Source organism: Solirubrobacter soli DSM 22325 (assembly GCF_000423665.1).
Taxonomy (GTDB): Bacteria; Actinomycetota; Thermoleophilia; order Solirubrobacterales; family Solirubrobacteraceae; genus Solirubrobacter; species Solirubrobacter soli.
Map to the genome: position 1 here is coordinate 37,772 of NZ_AUIK01000016.1, position 16,667 is coordinate 54,438.

Below are 16,667 nucleotides of genomic sequence, written 5' to 3' on the forward strand. Positions count from 1 at the left end.
CGTGCACCCGATCGACGAGCTGCGGGCGGCCGTCGAGGCGGCCGCCGGCGACCTGCGCAACGGCCATGAGCGGCCGAAGGCGCGCGCGAGCCTGGAGCGGCCGAAGAAGGCCGGCTTCGGCGACTACTCGACGAACGCGGCAATGCTCCTGGCCCCGGCGCTGGGAGCCCAGCCGCGGGAGATCGCCGAGCAGCTCGGAGCGAAGTTGACAGAGCGGCTGGGGCCCGCGATCGACCGTGTCGAGGTCGCGGGTCCGGGCTTCCTCAACGTCTTCCTCACCGACCACTGGTACGCCGACGCGGCTCGGCAGATCGTCGACGCGGGGGACGGCTGGGGCAAGGGGACGCCCGAACACCCCGAAACGGTGATCGTGGAGTTCGTCTCGGCCAACCCGACCGGCCCGCTGACCGCGGCGTCCGGGCGCCACGCCGCCTACGGCGACGCGCTGGCGCGGCTGCTCGAGCTCAGCGGCAACGCCGTCACCCGCGAGTACTACTTCAACAACGCGGGCTCGCAGGTGAGCAAGCTCGGCGCGTCCGTGCGCGCCCGCGCCCGGCACGAACCGGTCCCCGAGGACGGCTACCAGGGCGACTACGTGGGGGAGCTCGCCAAGCAGATCGACGGCGCGGCCGAGAAGGACGCGGAGGAGCTCGGCGTCCTGGCGAGCGCGCTGATCATGGACGGCATCCGCGCGACCCTGCACGACTACCGGGTCGACTTCGACTCCTACTTCCTCGAGGGCTCGCTGTACGAAGGCGACCCGTCACCGATCGAGCAGGCGTTCGCGGTCCTGGCCGAGCAAGGCCACTCCTATGAGTCCGAGGGTGCGCTGTGGATGCGCACGAGCGCGTACGGGGACGACAAGGACCGCGTGCTGCAGCGCTCGACCGGCGCGCCCACCTACTTCGCGGCCGACGTCGCGTACCACGAGAACAAGGTCCAGCGCGGCTACGACCGCCTGATCGACGTGCTCGGCGCCGACCACCATGGCTACATCGGGCGCATGAAGGGCGTGATGGAGGCGCTCGGGCACGAGCCCGACCGGCTCGAGATCCCGATCCTGCAGTTCGTGCACGTGGTCGAGGGCGGCGAGAAGGCGAAGATGTCCAAGCGCCGCGGGGACTTCGTCACGCTCGACGAGTTGATCGCCACGATCGGCGTCGACGCCACGCGCTGGTTCATGGTCTCGCGCTCGCACGAGTCGACGATCGACCTCGACCTCGAGCTGGCGGCCAAGCAGGACGCCGAGAACCCCGTCTACTACGTCCAGTACGCGCATGCGCGGATCGCGTCGATCCTGCGCCAGCTGCCGCCGGACGCGTCGGGCGAGTTCGGCGCCGTCGTGCTCAACGCCTCGGAGCGTGAGCTGGTCCGCAAGTTGCTCGCGTTCCCCGGCGAAGTGCGTGAGGCGACCGAGCGGCGCGCGCCGCACCGGATCGCCGGCTATGCGCTCGAGCTCGCGCAGACGTTCACCGCCTTCTACCGCGACTCGCCTGTGCTCAAGGAGCCCGACGCCGACCTGCGCGAGCTGCGGATCGCGCTCTGCAAGGCGTCCCAATCAACCCTCGCCGCCGCGCTCGGGCTGCTCGGCGTCTCCGCCCCGGAGGCCATGTAGATGCCGCTCGACAGCTCGTCCTCTGTCACCGTCGGTGCCCGGATCCCCGAGCCGTACGTCCATCTGGACAACCGCGGCCTGATCCTCTGCAACGGACCGCGCTGCGTGTGCGTGGCCGGCGCGCAGCTGCGCATGGTCGCGGAGACGTTCGAGATCATCGCCGACGAGAAGCGCGCCACGCGCACGTCCGGCCCACACCTGGTCGGCGGCTATGTCGTGGGCGACAAGGTCACGCTGTATGCCGGCACGACCGACGATCTCGCCTCGGTCACGCTGAGCCGTATCGACTTCGACGAGTTGCGTGTAGCGTTGGCTCGATGAAGCGCACGCTGCTCGGAGCCCTGTTCGCGTTGCTGATCGTGGCGGCGCCGGCGCGGGCCGACGAGCAGCTGTTGACGCTCTACTCGCCGCCGATCGACTCCGAGCCGTTCGTGCACAAGTCGACGACGGTCGAGCTCAAGCCGGACGGCAAGGAGGCGCCGAGCGTGCCCGGCTACGTGCTCGGCTTCCAGGAGCAGGCGCTCGTGGACTCCAAGGACCCGGACGCCAAGCCGCTGCCGGTGAACAAGATGATGGTCCACCACTTCCTCTATTACACGCGGGGAAGGGTCGATCCCGGCCCGGGCGGCTGCCTCGGCGGCGACTTCCTCGGCGGGCGCGGGGAGGAGCACCCGAACGGGCGCTTCGACGCGCTCTACCCGCCCGCCCAGCGCGCGCTCTACGGCATCCACAACGCCACGCCGGAGGGGACGGCGCCCGGGTGGTCGCTGACGGCGATGGTGATGAACCACTACAAGCAGACCAAGCGCTTCTACGTGCGCACGCGGGTCTGGTACACGACCGAGCCGCGCACGCAGCTCTACCCGGTCTCGATCGGCAACTGCAGCCACCTCGCCAACGGCATGGCCTACGACGTGCCGGGCGGCGGGAAGCCCGGCTCGGAGTACGTCGACCGCTCGCGGTGGACCGCGCCCTTCGGCGCGCGGATCCTCGGCGGCGCCTCCCACCACCACGGCGGCGCGACGCACCAGACGCTCTCGAGCGTGACCTGCGGGCGCACGCTGATGGACGCGAAGGCCTACTACGGCGCGCCGGACCATCCCTACAACACGATCCGCCCGGTCCTGCACGAGCCCGGGCCGATCGCCAACGGCTCGTTCAGCACGGCGCAGGGGATCCCGATCGCGGCGGGGGAGACCCTCGAGCGCGCGGCGTACCACTCCGACGTCGAGCTCCACGTGGCCGCGATGGGCTTCTGGGTGCTGCACCTCGTGCGCGACGACTCGCTGACCGCCTGCGCGCCGATGCCCACCGACCTCCACGAGGTCACGGTGCCGCCGAAGTACGACCACCAGGCGCCCTACGTCTATGACCGGGTCGTCCCGCAGCTGGACACGCCCACCGGCCGCTGGCAGCCGTTCACGGGCCGCCCCGTCGCGGTCGGCGACCGCTGGTTCAAGAAGCCGCGGATGACCGCCAAGGTCGGCCAGCGGATCACCTGGAGCTTCACCGGCGCCGAGCCGCACAGCGTCACCGTCGCCAACGGCCCGCGCGGGTTCTCGTCCAACTATCTCGGCCAGTTCGGCGGGACGTACTCGTTCACGCCGACCGTGCCCGGCACCTACCGCCTCACCTGTCTGATCCACCCGACCACGATGGCGCAGACGCTGCGGGTGACTAAACGCTCTTGAAGAAGTTCAGGCCCAGGCCGTCGAGCCAGTCCTGAGCCTTGATGTTGAGCTGCTGCAGCTCGCCGGTGAAGAGCATCAGGCCCATGACGATCAGGATCATCCCCGAGACCGCGGTGATGATCATGTAGTGATTGCGCAGCCAGCGGAACGCGGTCGTCATGCGGGTGAACGCGACCGCGGTCAGCAGGAACGGGATCGCCAGACCGAGCGAGTAGAAGGCGAGCAGGACGCCGCCCTTGCCGACGGTGTCCTGCGTGGCGGCGGCGCTGAGGATCGAGCCGAGCGTCGGGCCGATGCACGGCGTCCAGGCGACCGCGAACGCCGCCCCGGCGACGAGCGGACCGCCTGAGCCCGCGCGGCTGATCAGCGCGTCGGGCCGCCATTCCTTGTTCAGGATCGGGATGAACGGCGTCAGCAGGAAGAAGACGCCGAGCCCGATGATCACCAGGCCGGCGAGCTTGTCGAGCGTTCCCTTCTCGCTCTGCAGCGTCGAGCCGAGACCGGTCGCGGTCATGCCGAGCGCGACGAACACCACGGTGAACGAGAGGCAGAAGACGATCGCCGGGAGCAGGATCTTCGCCAGGCTGCGGTCGCCGGACTTCATGTCGGCGATCGACAGGCCGGAGACCGCGCTCAGGTAGCCCGGCACGAGCGGCAGCACGCAGGGCGAGATGAAGCTCACGAAACCGACGGCAAACGCCGCGATGACGGTGGTGTCCACTCCGTTAGTCACCGGTTCTGCAACTCCGCGTCCAGGCGCCTGGCATCCTCGGCGCTCAATTCAGGGGGTGGTTCGGCCTCCATTGTCTCGCCGGGCGAGTTCCGGCGCCATCGTGTTAGCGCTACTCCGATGCCGGCCGCCGCGAGCACGACGAGCACGATCGGGACGATCCACAGCGCGGCGTTGAACCCGTCCGCCTCGGGCTGGGCGAGCACCTCCTCGCCGTACTCGTCGACCAGCGCGGCCTTGATCTGCGCCTTGTCCTTGCCCGCCGCGATCTGCGCGCGGATGAACGCCCGCTCCTGCTGGGCGACCGGCGAGCTCGAGACCGAGAGCACGGTCCCGCACTCGACGCACATCACCTCGTCCTCGATGTCCGGCAGGCTCGCCCGCTGGGCCGCGCCGGCAGGGGCGGCGACGACGAGGGTCAACGCGAGCGCGACGAGCAGCCGTCTCATGCCTGCTCCGCCAGGAGCTTCGGCAGATGCTGGTCGAGCCACGCCTGCGTGACCGGCATCCGCTGCAGCGCCGCGACGCGCCCCTTGCGGTCGATCAGGAACGTCTCCGGATAGCCCGTGACCCCGAACTCGCGCCCGTAGGAGCGGTCCTTGTCCCGCAGGCTCGGGAACGTCGCCTTGCGCTCCTTGAGGAAGTCGAGCGCGTTCGTCGACGCGTCCTGCGTGTCGAGGCCGAGCACGACGCCGCCCTTGGCCTCGATCGCCTCATGCGTCTTCTGGAGGAGCGGGACCTCCTCGCGGCACGGGTCGCACCACGACGCCCACACGTTGAGCACCACGACCTTGCCCTTGTAGTCGGCGAGCGACCCGCTGCCGGTCTTCTGCAGCCAGGGCAGCGCACTGACCGGCGCGGCGGGGCGCTTCCCCTTGGCCACGGCGTCGTCGAGCGTCGTGTCGGAGTGCTTGGCCACCAGCCCGTACGCCAGCAGCCCGACGAGCGCCGCGGCGGCGATGGTGACCGGCCAGAAGATCCGCATACCTACGCGGCAAGGGTATCCGCGTCCGTTACACTCCCGACCTCCGCGGGCGTTGTCCAATGGCTAAGACGTTGGCTTCCCAAGCCAAAGATGGGGGTTCGATTCCCCTCGCCCGCTTGAAGATGAGGTCGGGGTCCGGCCTCATCAGCTTCGCTTGGCACGTGCTCGCTGTCCGCGTGCGATCTCGCGCCCCCACGCCTCGCGGGCACGGGACGCGGCGCGGCGGTCCTCGACCCACGCGAGCTCGCGTTGGAGCTTGCGCCACGCCGCGATCCGCTCCGGGTCCAGCGCGTCGCGGACAGCGCACCCGGGCTCGGTGTCGTGGGCGCAGTCCGGGAAGCGGCACTGCCGGGCGAGGTCGTCGACGTCGGCGAACGACTCGCCCGTGCCGTCCCACAGGCCCGCGATCCGGATGCCCGGGGTGTCGACCAGGTGGGCGCCGTTCGGGAGCGTCAGCAGTTCGCGGGTCACCGTGGTGTGGCGGCCGCGGCGGTCGGAGGCGCGTACCTCGCCCGTCTTCTGACGCTCCTCGCCGAGCAGGGCGTTGACCAGCGTCGACTTGCCGGTGCCGGAGGCGCCGAGCAGGACCGCGGTCGTGCCCGGCGTGAGCAGATGGCGCAGGATGCCCATGCCCTCCCCGGTGACCGCTGAGACGGCGACGGCGTCCACCACCCCGAGCCGGCGACCCAGGCGCGTGGCCGCGACCTGCGCCTGCTCGTCGAGGTCGGCCTTGGTCAGCGCGAGCGCGACCTGGACGCCGCCGCTCGCCGCGAGCGCGGCGAACCGCTCCAGGCGCCGGGCCTTGGGGTCCGGGAGCGGCTCGGTGACGATCGCCAGGTCGACGTTGGCGGCCAACACCTGGCCGGCCATGACATCGCCGGGCGCCCGGCGGACGATCGTGCCGCGGCGCGGCTCGATCGCCGCGATCGCGCCGCCGTCGTCGAGCACGACGACGTCGCCGGTGATCGGCGGCTCGGTCAGCCTCCCGCGGGCCGGGACGAGCTGAGGGTCTTCGTTGTCACCCGCGACCAGCCAGAGGCCGCGGTACTGCGCGAGCACACGTGCGTGCAACTTGGGTTCTCCACATCACTGAAAAAAGGGACACGACGACTGGGAGCGGGCACCGGGCGCGTCGGCCCGGGACCCGATCAGCGGGTCGTGGCGGTGATGTGAAGCGAGCGCTGCATGAACCCGGAACGGTACAGCAGGCGGGGGTGCGGTTATCCCCCGTCTTGCAGCAGCCGCTGGACCGAGGCGACCTTGTCCTCGAGCGTCTGGTCCTTGTCACGCCGCTCGTCGAGCTTGAGGACGGTGTACACGCGCGGGATGCCGAGCTCGAACGGCACGGCGTGCAGCTCGCCCACGAGCGCGAGGATGTCGGCGGTCGAGCCCTCCAGCGACGTGCCCATGGCGTGCATGACGTAGTGGACGCGGTCCTGCTCGGCCAGCCGGCGTTGGATCGCGGCGATGTACTCCGACGCGCTCGCGTCGGCGCGCCCGAGGGAGATGACGGTCAGATCGGCGGTGGCCATGCGAATTGACCTTAAAGGCTCGGCCGCGCCGGCCGAGTACCCCGCTTGAGTCGACACGGAGTCGGCTCGACATATTGGCCACCCGACCCGATCAAGCAAGGAGCAAGATCATGGGCCTTCGTATTCAGAACAACGTTGAGGCGTTCAACACGCATCGCCAGCTGACCACGACGTCGACCGCTGCGTCGAAGTCCATGGAGAAGCTCTCGTCCGGCTACCGCATCAACCGCGCGGCCGACGACGCCGCCGGCCTTGCCATCTCCGAGAAGATGCGCGGCCAGATCGGTGGCCTCGCCCAGGCGCAGCGCAACGCGCAGGACGGCATCTCGCTCGTCCAGACGGCGGAAGGCGCGCTGACCGAGGTCCACTCGATGCTGCAGCGCGTCCGTGACCTCAAGGTCCAGTACAACAACGGGACCAACAGCAACGACGACAAGGTCGCCATCGCGGCCGAGGTCGCGCAGATCGCGTCCGAGGTCTCGGACATCGTCAGCGACACCAAGTTCAACGGCACGGCGGTCTTCGGCCCGGGCCAGACGTTCTCGTTCCAGGTCGGCGCCAACGACGGCGAGACGATCTCCACGAGCGCGACGACCTTCGCCAGCGGCGTCGGCAGCGGCGGCCTCAGCAACCTGACCGGCATCACCGGCGCGAGCGGCGCCTCGGCGGCGCTCAACAGCGGCGGCGCGCTCGGCGGCCTGTCGGACATCGACAACGCGATCAAGAACGTCTCCAAGGTCCGCGCCGACCTCGGCGCGATCCAGAACCGTCTTGAGCATCGCCTGAACAACCTGGCCACCTACCAGGAGAACCTGACCGCCTCCGAGTCGCGCATCCGCGACGTGGACATGGCGGCCGAGATGACCAAGTTCACCAAGCTCAACATCCTCCAGCAGGCCGGCACGAGCATGCTCTCGCAGGCCAACCAGGCCCCGCAGGGCGTCCTGGCGCTGCTGCGTTAGCGCTTCACCGGCGTGACGAGCCCGGAGCGATCGAACTTCAGATCGCTCTTCGGGAAGTCGCTCCGGCTCAATGAACGCATCAACTTGACGGCGCCGCGTCCCCGGTCAGCGTGGGGGACGCCGGCGCCGTCGAGCTTGTAGGAGGAGATCCGGGCCGCGTAGAAGCGCCCGGCCGGGCCGAGCGCGACCGTGATCAGCGCGCTCAGCGAGCTGCGCCCGCCGGTGCCGAAGTTGTGCCAGCCCGCGAGGTTGCCGAGCGAGTAGGCGACCAGGCGGTTCTTGTAGAGCTCCAGCCCGCGCAGGACGTGCGGGCCCGAGCCGAGCACGAGGTCGGCGCCCGCGTCGATCGCCGTGTGGGCGAAGTGGCGGCTGTCGCCGCGGTACTCGCCGAACGCGGTCTCCGCTCCGCGCGGGACGTGCTGCTTGTCCGCCCCCTCGGCCCCGGCGTGCAAGAACGCGACCACGATGTCCGCCTGCTGGGCGGCGCTCTGGATCCGGGCGCGGACCGCGTCGTCGTCGCCCATCGGGTTCGTCCAGCTGTAGGTCGAGAAGCCGAGGAACGCCACGCGGGTGCCTTTGCGCTCGAGGATCTTCAGCTCGCCCGGCGCGCCGGTGGCCTGGACCTTCGCCTTGGTCAGCGCGTCGCGGGTCGAGCGCCAGCCGACCGCGCCGAAGTCGAACGCGTGGTTGTTGGCGTGGTTGACGATGTCGACGCCGGCGCGCCGCAGCGTGCGCGCGTTGCCCGGCGGGGCCTGGAACGCGAAGCAGTTCTCCGCTCCCGCGCCGCACTTGGACGCGCCGCCCGGCCCGAACGTCCCCTCGTAGTTGACCGCGCCGATGTACGCGCTCTTGAGGACCTTCGCCCCGGCGGCGAGCAGCGCGCGACCGCCGTTGGGCGGGTTGCCGTAGCTCGAGCCGAGCGTGACGTCCCCACCCCACGCGATCGAGACGGGCTGCGGGTCGCGCTTGGCCGGCGCGGCGACGGCGACCTCGGAGACCGGCGACTCACCGGCGCTTGACGACGCCAGCGAGGCGGCGACGAGCAAGAGCACCGCCACGGCGGTCCGTGTGGTGCCGATGAGACGCATCCACGCCACATTCGTGGCGAGGGTGAGGGTGTCCTGCCTCCGAAGGTCGGATGATCGGGGTGGGGCGGAGGGGCTGCCCCGCCTTCGTTACCAGGCTTGGTGTGTGCCGCAGTGAGGACAGCCGACCGACGTCGTGACCGCGGCCTTGAAGACGTAGCCGCACGCGCACGAGTACAGGGCGGCGTCCTGGCTGACATTCGCGCGCTGGTTGCGCTCGCGGGTGCCGACCGCGGCGTACCGCGCCCGGCGCGCCAGGATGGCGGGCCGGCGGGTGCGGGGGGTCTGGCGCTTGAGTGTCAGCGGGCGGGCTAAGTGCATTGTCTCACCCTGGTTAACGACCGATTTCGCAGAAGGTTTCAGAACTCGATGTTGAGAGTCGTTAGCGGCGTTCTCAGACGGGTCGCGCCATACTCCGTGTGTGGACCCGTCCCGCAAGCGCACGATTCGCTTCGTTGTGGCGCTGAGCGCGGCCGTGCTGTTGGCCGGCGCGCTCGCCTACACGAGCTTCTCAGCCTCCACCGAGGCCCGCCAGCCGTCCGAGCTCGCCTCCGCCACCGCGACCCCCGGCAAGAAGTACCAGTTGGTCGGGAAGGTCGTCGCCGGCTACAAGCAGGATGGCGACACGACGTACTTCAACGTCCGCGACCGCAACGGCAAGGCGTCCGTGCCGGTCACGTACAAGGGCAACCTGCCGGATCCGTTCCGAGCCGACCGCGAGATCGTGGTCGACGTGGTCAAGCAGGGCGACGTCTACGTGGGCCAGGCCGGCTCGCTCGTGACGAAGTGCCCGTCGAAGTTCACAGCCGACAAGACGAGCACTTAACGGCGATGCAGCCCCTCCGCCCCACCCCGATCATCCGACCCTAAGTGCTGGTCGCCGGCCAAGCCTGCCTGATCGTCGCCTTCGCCGCTGCGCTCTACGGCATCGCGGCCTCGCTGTATGGTGCGCACGCGCGCAGGCGCGAGTACGTCGCGTCCGGGCGCCGGGCGATGTACGCGATGGCGGGCTCGACCGCGGTCGCGTTCGCGACGCTCGAGGTGGCGTTCGCGCGCTCTGACTTCGACTTCGCGACCGTCGCGTCGCACTCCTCGACGACGACGCCGCTCTTCTACCGGCTGACCGCGATGTGGTCCTCGCAGGAGGGCTCGCTCCTGCTGTGGCTGTTCCTGCTCGGCACGTGGTCGTCGCTGATCCTCTATCTCACGCGCCACCGGCTGCGGGTGCTCGCGCCGTACGCGCAGGCCGTGCTGCTCGGGTTCGGCGCGTTCTTCGGCGCGCTGCTGGTGTTCGCCGAGACGCCGTTCGCGAAGTCGCCGATGCCGGTGAGCGAGGGCGCGGGGCTGAACCCGCTGCTGCGCGACCCGGGGATGATGATCCACCCACCCATGCTCTACAGCGGGTACACGCTGTTCGCGGTCCCGTTCGCGTTCGCGGTGGCGGCGCTGGTCACGCGCCGGCTCGACGCCGAGTGGATCCGCTCGACGCGCCCGTTCACGCTCGCGGCGTGGTGTGCCCTCGGGTTCGGGATCGTGCTCGGCGCGCGCTGGTCCTACCACGAGCTCGACTGGGGCGGCTACTGGATGTGGGACCCGGTGGAGAACGCGTCGCTGATGCCGTGGCTGACGGCGACCGCGTTCCTGCACTCGGTGATGATCCAGGAGCGGCGCGGGATGCTGCGGATCTGGAACGTCTCGCTGGTCCTGAGCACCGGCGTGCTGGCGATCCTCGGCACGTTCCTCGTGCGCTCCGGCGTCCTGAACTCGATCCACGCGTTCGGGGCCTCGACGCTCGGCGTGCCGTTCCTGGCGCTGATCGCGGCGATGATCGCCGGGTCGATCTACCTCGTCTACAGCCGCGCGAACACGCTGCGCTCCGAGCACCGGCTGGACTCGCTGCTCAGCCGCGAGGCGATCTTCCTGCTCAACAACCTGCTGCTGGTCGCGCTCTGCTTCGTCGTCTTCTGGGGGACGTTCTTCCCGCTGATCGCCGAGGCCGTGACCGGCCGCCAGCGCAACATCGGCCCGCCGGTCTATGAGCAGTTCGTCGTGCCGCTGGCGCTGATGCTCGTCCTGGCCACCGGCATCGGGCCCGTGATCGCGTGGCGGCGGGCGACCGCGACGAACCTGAAGCGCAACCTCCTCAAGCCGGCGCTCGTGGGCGTGGCGGTCGTGATCGCCCTGGTCGCGCTCGGCGTGACGAAGTCGTGGACCGCGCTGACGATGTTCGGCCTCGCCGCGTTCGTGCTCGCGGGGATCGTGCAGGAGTTCTGGCGCGGCGTCCGGGCGCGGCGGGCGACCTCGCGCGAGCCGGTGCCGCTGGCGTTCGTGTCGCTGGTGCGGCGCAACCGCCGGCGCTACGGCGGCTACTTCGTGCACGTGGGGATCATCACGCTGTTCGTCGGCGTGGCGGCATCGTCGAGCTTCAAGAACGTCCAGGACGTGGCGCTCCAGCCCGGCCAGTCCAAGCGGATGGGCGACTACACGATCAAGTACGAGAAGCCGATCGCGGAGCTGCACGCCGCTTCCAACGGGCGGCTCGAGCGGATCGCGCTCGGCGCGCAGCTCAGCGTGTCGAAGAATGGCTCCAAGCCGAAGCCGCTGCGCACGTCGAAGGACTACTTCCCGTCGCAGGACTCGACCCTCGGCCCGGTCTCGCGCTTCTTCGACGGCGAGTCGACCACCGAGGTCGGCCTCGACGCGAGCCTGCACAACGACGTCTGGGCCGCCGTCGCGCCCGACATCGCCAAGATCCGCCCGCGCATCGACGAAGGCGACCGCCTGTTCGACAAGGCCGCCGACGACCTCACCGCCGAGCAGTCCAACGAGTTCCTCGGGCTGGCGCTGACGGGGCTGGCCAGGAGCTACGCGCAGAACCCGCCGCCCGCGCGCTTCCGCTTCGAGATCAACCCGATGGTGTCGTGGATCTGGATCGGCGGGCTGATCGTGCTCTTCGGCGGCATCATCGCCGGCTGGCCGTCGAAGCGCGGGACGAGCCGCACCGTGCGCGCCCGCTACGCCGCCCGGGTGGGCGCCGAGGTGCGCGAACAGGTCCCGGTCTAGTGGAGTTCGCCCTCATCCTGCTGGTGGTGGCGGGAGCCGTGCTGCTCGTCACGGGACCGCTGCGCGAGACCGCCCGCGGCGCCGACGAGACGCTCGAGGCCGAGTTCGCCGAGCTCGACGCGGCCAAGGAGGCCAAATACCGCGAGATCCGTGACGCCGAGCTCGACTACAAGACCGGCAAGCTCTCCGACCATGATTGGCGCTCGCTCGACCGCACCCTTCGCGCCGAGGCCGTTGAGCTACTCAAACGGCTGGATCAGATTCAAGAGCGGGTCGAGCCGCTACCCTAAGCCGCCGCATGCTCAACACGATCCTCAGCGTCCTGCAGGTGCCGATCTCGGTCGGCGTGATCTTCCTGGTGCTCCTGCACTCGGGCAAGGACGCGGGGATGTCCGGCGCGTTCGGGGTCGGCGTCGCCGGCGGCTCCGCGGGCGGCTCGCTGATGGAGCGCAACCTGGATCGCTGGACGATCGTGTTCGCGATTCTCTTCGCGGCGAACACCATCGCCATCCTTAAGACGTAGGGCCTGCTGACGAATACCGGTGCGTCCGCTGCGGCACATCCGCAGCGCCTCGCGCCACCCGCGCTGCTCACGGCCCAGAGGGCCGCATCGCGAGCGCGGCCGTCACGAGCCACTGGCGGCTGCACCACATCGGCCGGACCGACCATTCGCCAACAGACCCTAGAGCCAGCCGTACCCGGCTGACGCGTCGGTCGCGCTAGTTTCGGGCGCATACTCGGCGCAGCGACTGCGAGCTCCCCCGCACCTGTCCTGCGCGCGTTCGTCGCGTGGGCGACCGATGGATCCTCCTGGCGGCGGATCCTCTACCTCGTGCTGGCGCTGCCGCTGAGCACGTTCTACTCGGTGGTGATCTTCTCCGGCCTGTCGGTCGGGCTGGGCGTGGCGATCCTGACGCTCGGGCTGCCGCTGGTGCTGATGATGGGGTTCTGGCGCTGGATGGCGCGCTTCGAGCGCTGGCTGTGCGGGCGGCTGCTCGGCGTGGAACTGCCGTCGCCCTACCGGGTCTCGCACGAGCGCGGGTGGTTCGCGCGGCTGCTGGCGCGGACGGCGGACGTGGCGACCTGGAAGGACCTCGCGTACCTGATGGCGCACCTGCCGCTCGCGGTCATCGACCTGATCGCCGTGCTCGTGCTGCTGCTGCCGCCCTTCGCGCTGATCCTCGCGCCGTTCACGGGCGAGGTGGAGAACTTCGCGGTCGCGCTCGCCCTGCTGCCGGCGGGGCTCGTGCTGCTGCCGATCGCGGTTCGTGCGCTGGCCGCGTTCGCGGGTGTCCACGCCGCGGTCGCCCGGGCGCTGTTGACCACCGGCCGCGAGTCCGAGCTCAACGCGCGGGTCGTGGACCTGCGGACGTCGCAGGCGCGCATCATCGCCGCGGCCGACGCCGAGCGGCGGCGGCTCGAACGCGACCTGCACGACGGGGCGCAGCAGCGGCTCGTTGCGGTCGCGTTGAACCTGCGGGTGGCGAGCGAGCGGCTCAAGCGCGGCGACGACGCGCTCGACCTCGTCTCGCAGGCGGGCGACGAGGCGCAGCGCGCGATCGGCGAACTGCGCGACCTCGCGCGCGGGATCCATCCCGCCGTGCTCACCGAGCGCGGGCTCGGGCCGGCGTTGCGTGACGTGGCGGGACGCTCGCCGGTGCCGGTGACGGTGATCGACGAGCTCGACGAGCGCTTCCCGCCGACGGTCGAGGCGACCGCGTACTTCGTGGTCTCCGAGGCGCTGACGAACGTGGCCAAGTACGCGGAGGCGTCGCTGGCGACGGTCGTCGTGGGCCTGGACGGCGACCGGCTGGTGATCGAGATCTCCGACGACGGGCGCGGCGGCGCCGACCCGGAGGCGGGCAGCGGGCTGCGCGGGCTCGGCGACCGGATCGCGGCGCTCGACGGCACGCTCGACGTCGACAGCCCGGTCGGGCAGGGGACCCGCGTGCGTGCTTCGCTGCTGGTCGCCGAGCGGCGCGAGGAGGAACGCGGCGTCGTGCTCGACGAGCGCGCGGCGGCGATCCTGCGCCTGCGCCGGCGGCGCGGCCTGGTGACGCACGCGGCGGTCTTCGGCGTCTTCCAGATCGCGATGATCGCGATCTGGGCGCTCACCGGCCGGGGCGAGTTCTGGCCGGGGTGGACGATCCTGCTGTGGGGCGTCGCGCTCGCGCTTCACGCGTCGCTGGCGATCCTGCGTCAGCCGATCACGGACTCCGCTGTCTTCCGCGCCACAGCACGACCACCTGGTGGTTGAGCGTCTCGTCGGCGATCAGCCGCATGACCGCGTCGACGACCGTGTCGAGCGGGATCGCCGGCGGTGCCGCGGCGCGCTCCTGCGGGGTCATCGCCGCGAGCTCCCGCTCCGCCCGCTCGGTCAGGATCCAGCCGGGTGAGACGCAGTTGATCCGCACGCCGGGCGGCGGCTCGTAGGCGGTCGTGAAGCGGATCAGCCCGGCTTTGGCGATCGCGTACTCGGGGAACGCGTGCCGGGTCGTCTCGTGGCCCGCCGAGGACGCGATGTTGACGATCGTCTTCGTGCCGCGCTCGAGCGCGAACTGGGTGGCGAGCAGCGGGCCGCGGAGGTTGAGGTCGAGTTTGGCCTCCCACCCCGGTTCTGGGTAGTGCGGTGGCCAATGGCCGCCACCCGCGTTGTTGACCAGGATGTCGACCCCGGCGAACAGCCGCGGGTCCGGGTCGGCGGCGTCGAGCTTCACGAAGCGCCCGATGTCGCCGCGCTCGAGGTCGGCGACGATCACGTGGGCGCCTTCGGCGTCGAGCCGGTGCGCGATGGCACGGCCGGTGCCTGCGGCGCCGCCGGTGATGAGCGCGGTGCGACCGGCGACCTCCACCGCGTTCGAGCCTAGCGTTGGGTCAGCGACTGTTCGAGTGCTTCGGCGGTGCGCGCGATCTGGCGCGCGACGTGGCTGTGGTGGTCTTCCGTCTCCGCTGCGAGCGCGGTCGCGAGCGTGCGGATCAACCAGAGTGGTGTGCGCAGCGGCTCGTCAACCTGGCCCACCGGCGGCCATGCCCAAGAGCGCGCGTCCTGTTCCCCGAGAACGTGCGACATGTTGAACAGGGTCATCGACCGCTCGACCCAGAACTAAACCGCAAATACGGAAAGTGGTGCGATGCAGATCGATCTGTCCGGAAAGAGCGCGTTCATCAGTGGATCCACGCAGGGCATCGGGCGTGCGATCGCGGCTCGCCTGGCCTCGTGCGGGGCGATCGTCCATGTCAACGGACGCGACCCGGCGCGGGTGGACGCCGTGGTCTCGGAGCTGCGCGGCGAGGTGCCGGGCGCGCGCTTGGAGGCGGCTGCCGCGGACGTCGCCACCGCCGAGGGCGCCGCGGCACTGTTCGAGGCGCTCCCGTCCGTCGACATCCTGATCAACAACCTCGGGATCTTCGGCCCGGTGCCGCTGCTCGAGGTCGACGACGCGCTCTGGCAGCGCTACTGGGACGTCAACGTGATGTCGGGAGTGCGGTTGACCCGTCACTACATCGCGGGGATGCGCACGCGAGGATGGGGGCGCGTGCAGTTCATGGCCTCGGACTCGGCGGTGGTGATCCCGGAGGAGATGGTCCACTACGGCGTGACCAAGACCGCGCTGCTCGGCGTCTCGCGCGGGTTCGCGAAGGTCGTCGCGGGGAGCGGCGTGACCGTCAACGCGGTGATCGCCGGGCCGACGCACACCGAGGGCGTGGAGGACTTCGTCTACGAGCTCGTGGGTGAGAAGCCGTGGGAGGAGGCGTCGGCGCAGTTCGTGCGCGAGCACCGGCCGACCTCGTTGATCGGCCGCCTGATCGAGCCCGTCGAGATCGCCAACCTGTGCGCCTACCTGGCGAGCGACCTCGCGTCGGCGACCACCGGCGGCGCCATGCGCGTCGACGGCGGCTTCGTCGACAACATCGTCCTCTGAGTGGTCGCGAAAGCACCCCAGCGGTGCGTTTGCGACCACGGGCGTCACATCGCCGCGTCGTAAAGCGCGGCGATCTCGTCGCGATCGGCCGCCGGTGGCGTGTTGGCGAGCTGCGGCCTCGCCGCGGCGGCGTCCGCGGCGTCGCCGAGGCGGGCCGTGTCGAGGCCGAGCGCGGAGAGACCGGGCGCGCCCGCGAGCGCGCCGAGCCGGCGGGCGAGGGCGACGAGGTTCGCGGCCACGGCGGGTGACGACGCGGCGTCGCGCGCCGATGCGGCGCCGCCGTGCGCCGGCGGCCCGCTCTCGCCGGTCGCCACCGCGGCGTCGAGCGCGGCGATCGCCGCCGGCGCGCGGCGTGCGAGCGCGGCGGTCGTGTGCGGCAGAACCACCGCGTTCGCCTGGCCGTGGCCGGCGCCGAGGACGCGGACGAGGGTCTGGGCGAGCACGTGGTGGAGGCCGAGGCCGGTGGAGTCGATCACGTAGCCGCCGAGGAGTGCGCCGAGCGCGAGCGCCTCGCGGTCGGGCGCGTCGCCGGACCACCCCGCGGCGATCAGCCGGGCGGCCTCGTGGGCGGCCAAGGTCGCGACCGGGTTCGCGCGCACCGTGCACGGTCCTTCGACGGCGTGGCCGAGCGCGTTGGCCGAGCTCGCGGCCAGCTCGTTCACCGGCTGCGAGGCGGCGAGCGCCGCGTCGAACACCACGACGGCCGCGCGAACCCGCGGGGTCGCGTCGTCCACGCCGGTCGCGTGCCGGTGGCCGGCGGTCAGCTCCGCGCCGGACAGCGTGGTCGGCACGGCCATCGCGCGCACCTCGCCGCCGGGCGCGACGTTGCCTGGTGCCACGCCCGCGCGAGCCGCCGCGGCCAATGCCTTCGCGACGTCGACCACGCGCCCGCCGCCCAGCGCGACCAGCCGATCGCCGCTGACCGTGTCGAGCAGTCCGCCCGCCAGGTCGTGCACCTGGCCGCGGCCGACCTCGTGCACGGTGCCCGCGGCCGCCGCGATGTGCGGCGCGGCGGCTGCCGCACGAGGCGTCGTCAGCAGCGTGAAGCCGGGCCCGCCGAGCCACGCGACGGCGTCATCGG

The 16,667-nt window shown here is 71.0% G+C and carries 20 protein-coding genes and 1 tRNA gene; 11 read left to right on the top strand and 10 right to left on the bottom strand.

The annotated features are described in order from the left end of the window. Position 1 precedes the first annotated feature (1 nt). Genes argS through G569_RS57800 form a run of 3 tightly spaced genes read left to right on the top strand, consistent with a single transcriptional unit; the run spans position 2 to position 3,306 of the window. Entirely contained in the window at positions 2–1,615 is a 1,614-nt protein-coding gene (gene argS, locus G569_RS0112195; RefSeq protein WP_053226250.1) for an arginine--tRNA ligase, read from the top strand. After that, on the top strand, positions 1,616–1,936 hold the full coding sequence (locus tag G569_RS0112200; protein WP_028063623.1) for a hypothetical protein: 321 nt from the start codon (positions 1,616–1,618) through the stop codon (positions 1,934–1,936). It begins immediately after the preceding gene. Further along, the gene (locus G569_RS57800; protein ID WP_053226251.1) at positions 1,933–3,306 is read left to right on the top strand and encodes a hypothetical protein; all 1,374 of its coding nucleotides are present in this window, start codon (positions 1,933–1,935) and stop codon (positions 3,304–3,306) included. Before G569_RS0112200 ends, G569_RS57800 begins: the two co-directional genes overlap by 4 nt. Here the strand turns inward: G569_RS57800 and G569_RS47745 are convergent. From G569_RS47745 to G569_RS47750, 3 genes are read right to left on the bottom strand one after another with little or no spacing between them, the layout of a single operon-like run. Then, a complete protein-coding gene (locus tag G569_RS47745) occupies positions 3,293–4,027 on the bottom strand; it encodes a cytochrome c biogenesis CcdA family protein (protein ID WP_053226252.1) in 735 nt (244 codons plus the stop codon). The genes G569_RS57800 and G569_RS47745 overlap by 14 nt on opposite strands. Positions 4,028–4,035: 8 nt before the next feature. Then, the gene (locus G569_RS0112215) at positions 4,036–4,485 is read right to left on the bottom strand and encodes a cytochrome c-type biogenesis protein (RefSeq protein WP_028063624.1); all 450 of its coding nucleotides are present in this window, start codon (positions 4,483–4,485) and stop codon (positions 4,036–4,038) included. Further along, entirely contained in the window at positions 4,482–5,021 is a 540-nt protein-coding gene (locus G569_RS47750; RefSeq protein WP_053226253.1) for a TlpA family protein disulfide reductase, read from the bottom strand. The genes G569_RS0112215 and G569_RS47750 overlap by 4 nt, the downstream gene beginning before the upstream one ends. A 45-nt stretch (positions 5,022–5,066) precedes the next feature. On the opposite strand from G569_RS47750, the gene G569_RS0112225 reads away from it, so the two are divergent. Then, positions 5,067–5,138: transfer RNA gene (locus tag G569_RS0112225), tRNA-Gly, on the top strand. Positions 5,139–5,165: 27 nt separating this feature from the next. On the opposite strand, the gene rsgA is transcribed toward G569_RS0112225, so the two are convergent. Continuing rightward, positions 5,166–6,092 carry a ribosome small subunit-dependent GTPase A gene (gene rsgA, locus G569_RS47755; protein WP_084284802.1) on the bottom strand — a complete coding sequence of 309 codons (927 nt, stop codon included), beginning with the start codon at positions 6,090–6,092 and terminating at the stop codon, positions 5,166–5,168. 149 nt (positions 6,093–6,241) lie between these two features. Beyond that, positions 6,242–6,553, bottom strand: a complete 312-nt coding sequence (locus G569_RS0112235) for an MTH1187 family thiamine-binding protein (protein WP_028063625.1) — start codon at positions 6,551–6,553, stop codon at positions 6,242–6,244. Positions 6,554–6,663: 110 nt separating this feature from the next. Here G569_RS0112235 and G569_RS0112240 point away from each other — a divergent pair, with 110 nt between their 5' ends. Beyond that, positions 6,664–7,515, top strand: a complete 852-nt coding sequence (locus G569_RS0112240; protein WP_028063626.1) for a flagellin N-terminal helical domain-containing protein — start codon at positions 6,664–6,666, stop codon at positions 7,513–7,515. Here G569_RS0112240 and G569_RS47760 read toward each other — a convergent pair. Both G569_RS47760 and G569_RS0112250 read right to left on the bottom strand, forming a co-directional pair. Next, positions 7,512–8,603, bottom strand: a complete 1,092-nt coding sequence (locus G569_RS47760; protein WP_157591984.1) for a CapA family protein — start codon at positions 8,601–8,603, stop codon at positions 7,512–7,514. The genes G569_RS0112240 and G569_RS47760 overlap by 4 nt on opposite strands. An 87-nt stretch (positions 8,604–8,690) precedes the next feature. Beyond that, the gene (locus tag G569_RS0112250) at positions 8,691–8,921 is read right to left on the bottom strand and encodes a hypothetical protein (protein WP_028063627.1); all 231 of its coding nucleotides are present in this window, start codon (positions 8,919–8,921) and stop codon (positions 8,691–8,693) included. 100 nt (positions 8,922–9,021) lie between these two features. Between G569_RS0112250 and G569_RS47765 the strand changes: the two genes are divergently transcribed. The 5 genes from G569_RS47765 (at position 9,022) to G569_RS47770 (ending at position 13,920) form a co-directional block, all read left to right on the top strand. Then, positions 9,022–9,426 (top strand): cytochrome c maturation protein CcmE domain-containing protein, encoded by a 405-nt coding sequence (locus G569_RS47765; RefSeq protein ID WP_084284805.1) that lies wholly within the window; start codon positions 9,022–9,024, stop codon positions 9,424–9,426. Between the two features lie 44 nt (positions 9,427–9,470). Then, the gene (locus G569_RS0112260; RefSeq protein ID WP_028063628.1) at positions 9,471–11,663 is read left to right on the top strand and encodes a heme lyase CcmF/NrfE family subunit; all 2,193 of its coding nucleotides are present in this window, start codon (positions 9,471–9,473) and stop codon (positions 11,661–11,663) included. Further along, positions 11,663–11,953 carry a hypothetical protein gene (locus tag G569_RS0112265; RefSeq protein ID WP_028063629.1) on the top strand — a complete coding sequence of 97 codons (291 nt, stop codon included), beginning with the start codon at positions 11,663–11,665 and terminating at the stop codon, positions 11,951–11,953. Before G569_RS0112260 ends, G569_RS0112265 begins: the two co-directional genes overlap by 1 nt. 8 nt (positions 11,954–11,961) lie before the next feature. Further along, positions 11,962–12,186 carry a preprotein translocase subunit SecG gene (gene secG, locus G569_RS0112270; RefSeq protein WP_028063630.1) on the top strand — a complete coding sequence of 75 codons (225 nt, stop codon included), beginning with the start codon at positions 11,962–11,964 and terminating at the stop codon, positions 12,184–12,186. A gap of 309 nt (positions 12,187–12,495) precedes the next feature. Beyond that, entirely contained in the window at positions 12,496–13,920 is a 1,425-nt protein-coding gene (locus tag G569_RS47770) for a sensor domain-containing protein (RefSeq protein WP_053226256.1), read from the top strand. Here the strand turns inward: G569_RS47770 and G569_RS47775 are convergent. Both G569_RS47775 and G569_RS63780 read right to left on the bottom strand, forming a co-directional pair. After that, positions 13,871–14,515 (bottom strand): SDR family NAD(P)-dependent oxidoreductase, encoded by a 645-nt coding sequence (locus tag G569_RS47775; protein WP_053226257.1) that lies wholly within the window; start codon positions 14,513–14,515, stop codon positions 13,871–13,873. The genes G569_RS47770 and G569_RS47775 overlap by 50 nt on opposite strands. Before the next feature lie 11 nt (positions 14,516–14,526). Beyond that, on the bottom strand, positions 14,527–14,748 hold the full coding sequence (locus G569_RS63780; RefSeq protein WP_028063631.1) for a hypothetical protein: 222 nt from the start codon (positions 14,746–14,748) through the stop codon (positions 14,527–14,529). A 46-nt stretch (positions 14,749–14,794) separates the two neighbouring features. Between G569_RS63780 and G569_RS0112290 the strand changes: the two genes are divergently transcribed. Next, positions 14,795–15,586, top strand: a complete 792-nt coding sequence (locus G569_RS0112290; RefSeq protein ID WP_028063632.1) for an SDR family NAD(P)-dependent oxidoreductase — start codon at positions 14,795–14,797, stop codon at positions 15,584–15,586. 44 nt (positions 15,587–15,630) lie between these two features. On the opposite strand, the gene G569_RS0112295 is transcribed toward G569_RS0112290, so the two are convergent. Next, the gene (locus G569_RS0112295) at positions 15,631–16,566 is read right to left on the bottom strand and encodes a dehydroquinate synthase/iron-containing alcohol dehydrogenase family protein (RefSeq protein WP_028063633.1); all 936 of its coding nucleotides are present in this window, start codon (positions 16,564–16,566) and stop codon (positions 15,631–15,633) included. Positions 16,567–16,667 lie beyond the last annotated feature (101 nt).

Coding starts and splice junctions, on each gene's coding strand:
- G569_RS47750 (WP_053226253.1), bottom strand. CDS start 5,021: ATGCGGATCTTCTGGCCGGTCACCATCGCCGCCGCGGCGCTCGTCGGG.
- G569_RS0112240 (WP_028063626.1), top strand. CDS start 6,664: ATGGGCCTTCGTATTCAGAACAACGTTGAGGCGTTCAACACGCATCGC.
- G569_RS0112290 (WP_028063632.1), top strand. CDS start 14,795: ATGCAGATCGATCTGTCCGGAAAGAGCGCGTTCATCAGTGGATCCACG.
- G569_RS0112235 (WP_028063625.1), bottom strand. CDS start 6,553: ATGGCCACCGCCGATCTGACCGTCATCTCCCTCGGGCGCGCCGACGCG.
- G569_RS0112215 (WP_028063624.1), bottom strand. CDS start 4,485: ATGAGACGGCTGCTCGTCGCGCTCGCGTTGACCCTCGTCGTCGCCGCC.
- G569_RS63780 (WP_028063631.1), bottom strand. CDS start 14,748: ATGACCCTGTTCAACATGTCGCACGTTCTCGGGGAACAGGACGCGCGC.
- G569_RS57800 (WP_053226251.1), top strand. CDS start 1,933: ATGAAGCGCACGCTGCTCGGAGCCCTGTTCGCGTTGCTGATCGTGGCG.
- G569_RS0112200 (WP_028063623.1), top strand. CDS start 1,616: ATGCCGCTCGACAGCTCGTCCTCTGTCACCGTCGGTGCCCGGATCCCC.
- G569_RS47760 (WP_157591984.1), bottom strand. CDS start 8,603: ATGCGTCTCATCGGCACCACACGGACCGCCGTGGCGGTGCTCTTGCTC.
- G569_RS0112250 (WP_028063627.1), bottom strand. CDS start 8,921: ATGCACTTAGCCCGCCCGCTGACACTCAAGCGCCAGACCCCCCGCACC.
- secG (WP_028063630.1), top strand. CDS start 11,962: ATGCTCAACACGATCCTCAGCGTCCTGCAGGTGCCGATCTCGGTCGGC.